Origin of the sequence: Synechococcus sp. EJ6-Ellesmere (assembly GCF_024345875.1) — a bacterium.
In the GTDB taxonomy this organism is placed as follows: domain Bacteria; phylum Cyanobacteriota; class Cyanobacteriia; order PCC-6307; family Cyanobiaceae; genus Regnicoccus_A; species Regnicoccus_A antarcticus.
The window spans coordinates 1-8,210 of record NZ_JAGQBY010000140.1; the positions used below are offsets into that span (position 1 = coordinate 1).

The following is an 8,210-nucleotide window of genomic DNA, read 5'->3' on the forward strand; positions in this document are numbered from 1 at the left end:
TCTGAACGCTCAATTCTTGACTCAGCAAAGCTGAGAAGGGACAAAAAAAGCCACCTACGGGTGGCTTTTTTTGTGGCTTTTTTGGCCATGCTGACCGGTCAGCATGGTAATTCAATTTGCTTCAGAGTCGTGATCTTGGCATGGGATCCCGGGTCGTGTTCGGGATTGCCTGGTCTGCTGCTGAAGATCACAGCCAGGCCGCTGTGGTGGGCGGCATCGAGTTCGGCTAGGGAGTCACTCACGAACAGGATCTTGGCAGGGGGCGTTTCGAGGGATTCGGCAATCCTGAGGTAGCTGGCTGGGTCCTGTTTGTGGCCGATGCGTGTATCAAACCAGGCGCTGAACAACTGGCGAAGATCTCCGGCATCGCTGTGACCGTAGAGAAGTTGCTGAGCGGCGACGGACCCTGACGAATACACCGCCAACTGAAGCCCAGCGGCGTGCCATTGCACCAGGGTTGGCGCCACATCGACAAACAGGGGAGCACACAGCGCACCAGTGGCATAGCCCTCAGTCCAGATCAAACCCTGCAGGTCTTTCAGAGCGGTGAGCTTGCGGTCTTCATCGATCAGGGACTCAAGAAAGCTGCAGAGTTGATGGAGGCTGGGTTGCTTGGTTGGTGACTGTTGAAGGTCCTGCTGACGCTGATCAACGCCTTCGTGCTTGCGAACGGGGTTGTTCATGGCTTCGCCGTTGGCGCTGTTCCAGGCTTCGCTGAGATCACAGAGCAATGGTTTGAGCTCCGGATCCTGGCTGTGCTCAAGCAGGAAAGTCTCAAGACGATCCCTGGCATAGGGGAAGAGCGTGTCGGCCACGAAACTCACGGGGCAAGTGGTTCCTTCGATGTGAAGCAGCACATGGCTGATGCCGGCCAGTGAGCGGTCGGTTCCATCAACTCCAGCTGCCGATTGAGATGGTCAGGTTGAATGAGTCATGGTCCGGGGCGGTGAGGCAGGAGCCGCTCCCGCCAGCTCTGCTCCAGCAGGAATTCGAGAATTTCCAGATGGCGACGGGCGCTGAAAAGATCGTTGCCCCAGGCATAGAGCCCGTGGCCAGCGATCAGGAGGCCGTAGGGTGCCTCGCCCAGGTGTGGTGAGGCGGCGAGGCTGAGGCGGCGCAGATCCTGATCGTTGGCCAGCACGGGGATGGCGATGGAGGTGTCGTGGCTGCGAATGCCTGCGAGGCCCTTGAGCATCTCCAGCCCTTCGATCAGCACAGCTGCTTCTGCTGCATCGGCTGCTTGAGGGTGTGAAGCGGCTTGCAGAGCGTGCCGGGAGAGCAGGGTGGCGGCCTGGGAGTGGGTATGCAGCACGGCTCCGGCTCCTGTGCGTGTGACGATCTCCAGGTGCAGCAGGGTCTCGGCACTGGCTTCTCCGCTGCCTGCGATCACCTGGGCTTCGCCATTGACCAGGATCAGGTCCTGGGGTTGGATTGAGCCCTTGTCGACCCCGCTGGGGGCCATCAACAGCTCCAAGGGTTCCAGCTGGCTCACGCAGCTGAAATTTCCGCCCGTGCCGTCGCACCAGCCCCTGGCATGGATCGCTGCGATGACACGGCTCAGTGCCCTGGCCTGCTCCTCGGGCGCGGATGTGGGCACGGACCCTTCAACGGCTTGGACTCATCCTCTCGCACCTCTGTACGAGCCCCAAGCACGATTCAACGCTGGCAGTTGGAGCACCAGTGGCTGCTGCGACCCCCCAGCCGCTCACGCTGGATCGGCTGGCCGCAGCGCCGGCACGGTTGACCGCCTCGGCGGTACACCCAGGCCACGCCTCCGTAATTTCCGTTCGTGCCACTGAGATCACGAAAGTCGCTGAAGGTGGTGCCGCCCGAGCCGATGCTGATTTCGAGCACCTCGATGAGCGACCGGCGCAGCCGCTCGAGCTCCAAGAGGCTGAGGCTGCCGCTGCGGCGCTGGGGGGCCACGCCGGCTGTGAACAGGGATTCATCGGCATAGATGTTGCCCACACCAGCCACCAGCGCCTGATCGAGCAGGGCCGCCTTGATCGGTCGCACGGAGCCCTTCAGTTTCTGCTGCAGGTAGGCGCCGCTGAAGGCCTCGCTGAAGGGTTCAGGTCCCAGCTTCTGCAGGCCCGTCATCACGCAGGAACAGTCGAGTCCGCACGGGATGAACCACATCTGCCCGAAGCTGCGTACGTCGATGAAGCGCAGCTCCTGGCCCAGACGGCTCCAACAACGCACCCGGGTATGGGCGCAGGGCTCGCGGGGCTCCTCCAGCCAGAGAAACTGTCCGGTCATGCGCAGATGAACGCCCCAGTGGCCTGCCGACTGGCCGTCGCGGCTGAGCTCAGCCATCAGGTACTTCCCCCGGCGGCTCCAGGTCCCAACCAAGCAGCCGATCAGCCCGGCCCGGAACTGATCAACCTCCTCGGGAGCGGCGATGGCCCTCTGCCTGAGCACCTCGACCCGCTCAATCTCGAACCCCTTGAGCTGGCGCTCCAGCCCGCGCCGGACTGTTTCTACCTCGGGAAGCTCGGGCATCCGCTCAGAATCAATCCAGGCAGCCTGTCAGGCAGATGGGTGGTCGCCACGACGAATAAAATCCGCCCGAAGCTCAGCTTCAAGCGGATCAGTGCTGAAACCTGGGCGGCATGACCCGGAGGGGGCTCAGGCCGACTGCAGTTCGCTTTCGGCGAAGTTGTTGGTGTTGATGCCGCCTTCTGAGCCGCTGAAGCCGCTGTAATTGACCTTCTCGAAGCGCACCACCACGGGGTAGCGGATGCCCGAGGTGTCGACGGACGCCACGGTGCCGACTTCGTTGAACCAGTAGGACTCAGGCCGCTTGATGCGCACCTTGTCGCCGCGGGAGATCGCCATCGCTGCGCTGTTATGGGGTGACTGCCTGACGGAAGATACCTGCTCCAAAGGGGGGATGAACCGCGGGCGTCACGTTTCGTCGTTCGGCTTATGGTTTGCCGTCACGGGTCTGCGTGGCAGCATCAGCGATTGCGCCGCTGGTCGTCGATGGAGGCACCCGTCCTCAGCCTGGAGCTGCCCGATCCGGAGCGGGACGACATCAGCACCATGGAGTTCCTCTCCCGCCTGGAGGAGGCCTGGGCCGTCTGCGACCGCTTCGATCTGCAAACTGAGATCTGGCGAGGGCGCATCCTGCGGGCGGTGCGTGACCGGGAGAAGCGGGGCGGTGAGGGCCGGGGCACCGGATTCCTGCAATGGCTGAGGGAGCAGGAGATCAGCAAGACCCGGGCTTACGGCCTGATTCAGCTGGCGGAGTCGGCTGATGGCCTGGTGGGCGAGGGGCTGCTCGAGCAGGAGAGCGTGAACAACTTCTCCAAGCGCGCCTTCCTGGATACGGCTCTGGCGGATCCGGAGGTGCAGCAGATGATCAGCGAGGCCGCCAACGACGGTCAGCAGATCACCCGCAAGCAGGTGCGGCGCCTCAGCGATGAATTCACCGCAGCCACCAGCCCGCTGTTGCCTGAAGAGATCCGCCAGCGCACTCAGGAGAACCTGCTGCCCCCCCGGGTGGTGGCGCCCCTGGTGCGCGAGCTGTCCAAACTGCCGGAACCCCAGCAGGACGACCTGCGCCGGGTCCTGCGGGAGGAGCCGGAGCTGGAGCGGGTCAAGGATGTGACCAGCACCGCCCGCTGGCTGAGCAAGGCGGCTGAGGCCGGCATCGCCGTGCGCGCGTTCCAGCAGGGGGACCTCAACCTCGAGAAGGCCCTGCAGGAGGCCCAGCGGCTCGATGCCCTCGGCCTGTTCGCCGATGCCGTCGCTCAGGCCCAGCAGCTGGAGAGCGCCGTGCTCAAGCTGCACACCAGCTGGCGGCGCCTGGGGGGCTTGCAGGAGCGCCTCTGGGTGGAGAGCGGCAGCAGCACCCCCCATCTGCGCGAGCTGCTCACCGCTCTGCAGAGCCTGAGCGGAACCACCTTGCGGGTGTCCCTCGGCGAGCTCTCGGGGGGGATGCGGATCCGCCTGCAACTGGTGGAGGAAAGCCCCGACCAGCTGACGCCTCCTCCCTTGCCCTGAGCGCCATGAGGGATCCGCTCGAATCGGAGCTCCAGCGCCATTTCGGTTGGACCGCCTTCCGCCCAGGGCAGCGGCCGGTGGTGGAGGCGCTGCTCTCCGGTCGGGATTGCCTGGCGGTGATGCCCACCGGGGCCGGCAAGTCGTTGTGTTTTCAATTGCCGGCCCTGGTGCGGGATGGCCTGGTGCTGGTGGTCTCCCCCCTGGTGGCCCTGATGCAGGACCAGGTGAGCCAGCTGCAACGGCGGGGCATCCCGGCGGCCAGCCTGCACCAGGGCCTTGATCTGCCCAGCCGCCGAGCCTTGCTTCGCCGCCTGGGGGGGAACCGTCTGCGGGGGCTCTACCTGGCCCCGGGGCGGCTGCAGGGCGAGGGCACCCGCCAGTTGCTGGAGGGGGGGCTGGAGCAGGGGGGCCTGGTGGCCCTGGCGGTGGATGAGGCCCATTGCATCAGTGCCTGGGGCCACGACTTCCGGCCCGATTACAGGCGGCTGGGTCAGTTGCGCAGTCTCTGTCCCGGGGTGCCACTGGTGGCCCTGAGTGCCACAGCGGCACCCCGGGTGCGGGCCGACATCATCCGCCTGCTGCAGTTGCGCCGTCCCCTGGTGCAGGTGCGCTCGGCCCGCCGCCCCAACCTGAGCTATGCGATGGAGCGGCGTCCCCACGACCCTTTGTCCCTCGTCCTGGAGGCGCTGGAGCAGGCCCGGGGGGCGGTGCTGATCTACGCCCGCACTCGCCGCTCGGTGGAGCACTGGGCCGCCCGCCTCTCTGCCGCCGGCCGTGAGGCGATCGCCTATCACGCGGGCATGGACCCGGAGAGTCGCCGGCTGGCCCTGGAGCATTTCCAGGAGAGTCCCCAGCCAGTGCTGGTGGCCACGGTGGCCTTCGGGATGGGAGTGGACCGCCCGGATGTGGGCCTGGTGCTGCACCTGGACCTGCCCGCCAGCGCCGAGGGGTACCTACAGGAGTCGGGCCGGGCCGGCCGTGACGGTCACCCCGCCCGCTGCCTGGTGCTGTTCGATCCGGCCGATCGGCTCTCCCTGGGCTGGGCGATGCGGGCTTCGGCCCGGCAGATGAGCCCGGAACTTCAGGACCAGGAGCGCCCGCGCCGTGACATCGCCCAGCAGCAGCTGCGGCGGATGGAGGCGGTGGCGGAGGGCAGCGGCTGCCGTGAGCAGGCCCTGCTGCAGGCGGTGGGGGAACTGGTGCCGCCCTGTGGCCGCTGCGATGTCTGCCGGCGGCCCCGCTCGATCAGCGACTGGTCGCTGGATGCGGCGCGGGTGCTGGAGGCCCTGGCCCAGAAGGACGGCGTGGACCTGCACCGCCTGGTCGAGACCCTGGAGCAGGCCCATGCCGGCGATGAGCAGCGCTGGGGCTGGCTGACCCGCCGTCTGGTGCAGGAGGAGCTGATCAGCGAAAGCGATGATGGCAGCCAGCGCCTCTGGCTGCGCAGCGCTGGCCGCCACTACCTCAGCCAGCCCTGGCCCCTGCGCTGGGCTGCCTGACTCGGCCGCAGGGATCTCTGTCTTCAGCCTGCGGTCTGCTTGCAGACGTCCTTGATCAGCTGCTCCTCGAAGTCGGTTGTGGGATCTTCCCAGCTGGTCCAGGCGCCTGCTTCGCCGGTGGCATTGATCTTGCGGGCGGCGCAGTTGATCGCCACGAACACCGGCTGGCCGCCGCTGTTGAGGGCCGGAGCCACCTGGCTGCCACCCATCGGCCGCCAGTTGGAGAAATCCACCTGCAGCGGGCCATAGGTGCGCCAGTCCGGGGGGGCGGTGTTGCTGGGGTCGGGCTTGGGCTTGGGCTTTGGCTTTGGCTGGGGCTGGGCGGCGGCCACGGTGGGTTTCGGTGCGGCCGCCGCTGGTTTGGCTTCGGGTTCAGGCGTGGCCTGGGCCGCAGGCGTGGCGACGGCTGGAGCGGGCTGTTCGGCTTGTTCGGGAGGATTCGGTGCTGGTTTTGGCTCGGGTTTGGCCGCGGGCTTCGGAGCCGCCGCCTGGGGGGCAGGGGCTGGCTTGGAGGCTGCTGGTTTAGAGGCTGCTGGTTTGGCCGGTGCTGGTTTTGTGGCTGGAGTTCCGCTGCCTGCACCCAGACTGAGCTTGGTGCCCACCTGCAGGTTGTCGGGGCTCTCCAGCTTGTTCATGCTCACCAGCCGGGCCATCGGCACGTCGTAGCGCTCGGCGATCTCCGAGATGGTTTCACCGGATTTGACCACGTGCACCCTTCCGGTCTTCGCTCCGGCCGCAGCGGGGGCCGCTGGCTTGGCAGGCTTGGCGGGACTGGCCGCGCTCTTCGCCGTGGGCACCTTCAGGCGCTGTCCCACCTGCACCAGGTCAGCGTCCTTGAGGCCGTTGAGCTCCATCAGCTTCTGAACCGAAAGCCCATAGCGCTCGGCGATCTCTGAGAGCGTTTCGCCGGCGCTCACGGTGTGGCTGGCCTGCGCGGGACTGCCCTCGGGCAGCTTCAGGCGGGTGCCGGCCTCCACCAGGTTGGGGTCCTTGATGCCGTTGAGCTGAAGCAGCCGCTTCACCGACACCCCATAGCGCTCGGCGATCTCCGAAAGAGTTTCACCCGACTTCACCACGTGTTGAGGCCCCGCCAGTGCAGGCAAGGGCAGAACCAGGGCCACGACAAGGGCGGCCAGGGCACGACGCAAGGGCTGCGGGCTGCGCATGGATGGCGTTCGGTTGGATGAACCTTACGGAGAACCCTCCGGAACGCCAGTCCCCGCTCCGGCTCCAAGCCCGGGCCGCCTCCGGCTAGGAACTCAGCCCAGCAGCCGTTTCATCAGGGCGAGCCGATCGCCATAGGGCGGATAGCGGAAGGGAAGATCAAAGCGGAAGGGTCGGCGCAACACGCTGCGCAGGTGCGAGAAGGTGTCGAAGCCGGCCTGGCCGTGGTAGCGGCCCATGCCGCTCTCACCGACCCCGCCGAAGGACAACTCCGGCACCACCGCCTGCATCACGACGTCGTTGAGGCAGACGCCGCCGGAACTGGTGCTGGTCAGCAGCTGGTCCTGGGCCGCCTGGCTGCGGCTGAACAGGTAGAGGGCCAGCGGCTTGGGCCCCCGGCGGATGAGGTCGATGGCCTGGGGCAGCCCTGACACACCGACCACCGGCAGCAAGGGTCCGAACAGCTCGCCGGCCAAAAGCGGGTCATCGTCGCAGCCGCGGCTGAGGAGTTCGGAGGCGGAATCGCAGGCGATCAGGGTGGGTGCGATCCGGCGGGTCTGGGGATCCACCTGGCCGCCGCTGAGCACCCGGCCGCCGCGGCGAGCGCCCTCCAGCAAGGCCAGCAGGCGCTCGAACTGGGCCTGGTTGACGATGCGGGCCAGGTCGGGGGAGGCGAGGGGATCGTCGCCGTAGGCCCGCTGGAACTCGCCCCGCAGCCGCTCGATCAGGGCCGGCCGCACTGAGTCCTCCACCAGCAGGTGGTCAGGGGCGATGCAGGTCTGGCCGGCGTTGAGACCCTTGCCCCAGGCCAGCCGCCTTGCGGACACATCGAGATCGGCATCGGCCAGCACGATCGCCGGGCTGCGGCCCCCCAGCTCCAGGGTGACCGGCGTGAGAGTTCTGGCCGCGGCGGCCATCACCAGCCGCCCCACCCGGCCGCCGCCGGTGAAGAAGATGTGATCGAAGCGGAGCTCGAGCAGTTCGCCGGCCACGTCGGCGCCGCCCTCGAGCACCGCCGCCACCTTGGGATCGAGGTGGCGGCCCACCAGCCGGGCGATCAGGGCGGAGGTGTGGGGCGCCTGCTCCGAAGGCTTGAGCACGGCGGTGTTGCCCGCCGCCAGGGCGCTCACCAGGGGCTGGAGCGTGAGCGAGAAGGGATAGTTCCAGGGCCCGATGATCAGCACGCAGCCGAGGGGTTCAGCCACCAGCTCGGCCCGGCCGGGGAGCTGGGAGAGGGGAACGGAAACGGGCCGCGGCGCCATCCAGCGCTTCAGCTTCTTCTGGGCCAGGCGCAGTTCCTGCCGCACGGCCACCACTTCGAAGTAGGCCTCCACCGGCGGCTTGCCGAGATCGGCGCTCAGTGCCTCCAGGATGGCCGGCTCGTTCTCGCTCAGTAGCCCATCGAGACGCTGCAGATGGGCCTGACGCCAGGCGATCGGCCTGGTGTGGCCTGAATTGACCAGCTCCCGCTGGGCGGGCGTCGAGAGCCGCCCTGCGGGGTCAACGGCCCCGCCTGCGCCAGCAGCGGCGGAGGGGGAG

The 8,210-nt window shown here is 67.3% G+C and carries 8 protein-coding genes; 2 read left to right on the forward strand and 6 right to left on the reverse strand.

What is annotated here, in order from left to right:
* Positions 1-98: 98 nt before the first annotated feature.
* The 4 genes from mtnC to KBY78_RS13795 form a co-directional block, all read right to left on the reverse strand.
* Positions 99-815 carry an acireductone synthase gene (mtnC, locus tag KBY78_RS13780; RefSeq protein ID WP_255144061.1) on the reverse strand — a complete coding sequence of 239 codons (717 nt, stop codon included), beginning with the start codon at positions 813-815 and terminating at the stop codon, positions 99-101.
* 116 nt (positions 816-931) lie between these two features.
* Positions 932-1,597, reverse strand: coding sequence for a methylthioribulose 1-phosphate dehydratase (gene mtnB, locus KBY78_RS13785; protein ID WP_255144062.1), 666 nt, complete (start codon positions 1,595-1,597; stop codon positions 932-934).
* A gap of 59 nt (positions 1,598-1,656) precedes the next feature.
* Positions 1,657-2,502, reverse strand: coding sequence for a DNA-formamidopyrimidine glycosylase (locus tag KBY78_RS13790; RefSeq protein ID WP_006169946.1), 846 nt, complete (start codon positions 2,500-2,502; stop codon positions 1,657-1,659).
* A gap of 126 nt (positions 2,503-2,628) precedes the next feature.
* Complete coding sequence (locus KBY78_RS13795) at positions 2,629-2,838, reverse strand: photosystem I reaction center subunit IV (protein ID WP_006169947.1); 210 nt, start codon at positions 2,836-2,838, stop codon at positions 2,629-2,631.
* Positions 2,839-2,985: 147 nt separating this feature from the next.
* On the opposite strand from KBY78_RS13795, the gene KBY78_RS13800 reads away from it, so the two are divergent.
* Entirely contained in the window at positions 2,986-4,008 is a 1,023-nt protein-coding gene (locus tag KBY78_RS13800) for a hypothetical protein (protein WP_006169948.1), read from the forward strand.
* A 5-nt stretch (positions 4,009-4,013) separates the two neighbouring features.
* Positions 4,014-5,507 (forward strand): ATP-dependent DNA helicase RecQ, encoded by a 1,494-nt coding sequence (locus KBY78_RS13805; protein ID WP_255144063.1) that lies wholly within the window; start codon positions 4,014-4,016, stop codon positions 5,505-5,507.
* 23 nt (positions 5,508-5,530) lie between these two features.
* On the opposite strand, the gene KBY78_RS13810 is transcribed toward KBY78_RS13805, so the two are convergent.
* Together KBY78_RS13810 and KBY78_RS13815 are read right to left on the reverse strand one after the other, a co-directional pair.
* Positions 5,531-6,673 (reverse strand): LysM peptidoglycan-binding domain-containing protein, encoded by a 1,143-nt coding sequence (locus KBY78_RS13810; RefSeq protein ID WP_255144064.1) that lies wholly within the window; start codon positions 6,671-6,673, stop codon positions 5,531-5,533.
* 93 nt (positions 6,674-6,766) lie between these two features.
* A complete protein-coding gene (locus tag KBY78_RS13815) occupies positions 6,767-8,134 on the reverse strand; it encodes an aldehyde dehydrogenase family protein (RefSeq protein ID WP_255144065.1) in 1,368 nt (455 codons plus the stop codon).
* Positions 8,135-8,210 lie beyond the last annotated feature (76 nt).

Excerpts from the sequence above, each read along its gene's own strand:
- KBY78_RS13790 (WP_006169946.1), bottom strand. The coding sequence starts at position 2,502 with ATGCCCGAGCTTCCCGAGGTAGAAACAGTCCGGCGCGGGCTGGAGCGC.
- KBY78_RS13795 (WP_006169947.1), bottom strand. The coding sequence starts at position 2,838 with ATGGCGATCTCCCGCGGCGACAAGGTGCGCATCAAGCGGCCTGAGTCC.
- KBY78_RS13800 (WP_006169948.1), top strand. The coding sequence starts at position 2,986 with ATGGAGGCACCCGTCCTCAGCCTGGAGCTGCCCGATCCGGAGCGGGAC.
- KBY78_RS13805 (WP_255144063.1), top strand. The coding sequence starts at position 4,014 with ATGAGGGATCCGCTCGAATCGGAGCTCCAGCGCCATTTCGGTTGGACC.
- KBY78_RS13810 (WP_255144064.1), bottom strand. The coding sequence starts at position 6,673 with ATGCGCAGCCCGCAGCCCTTGCGTCGTGCCCTGGCCGCCCTTGTCGTG.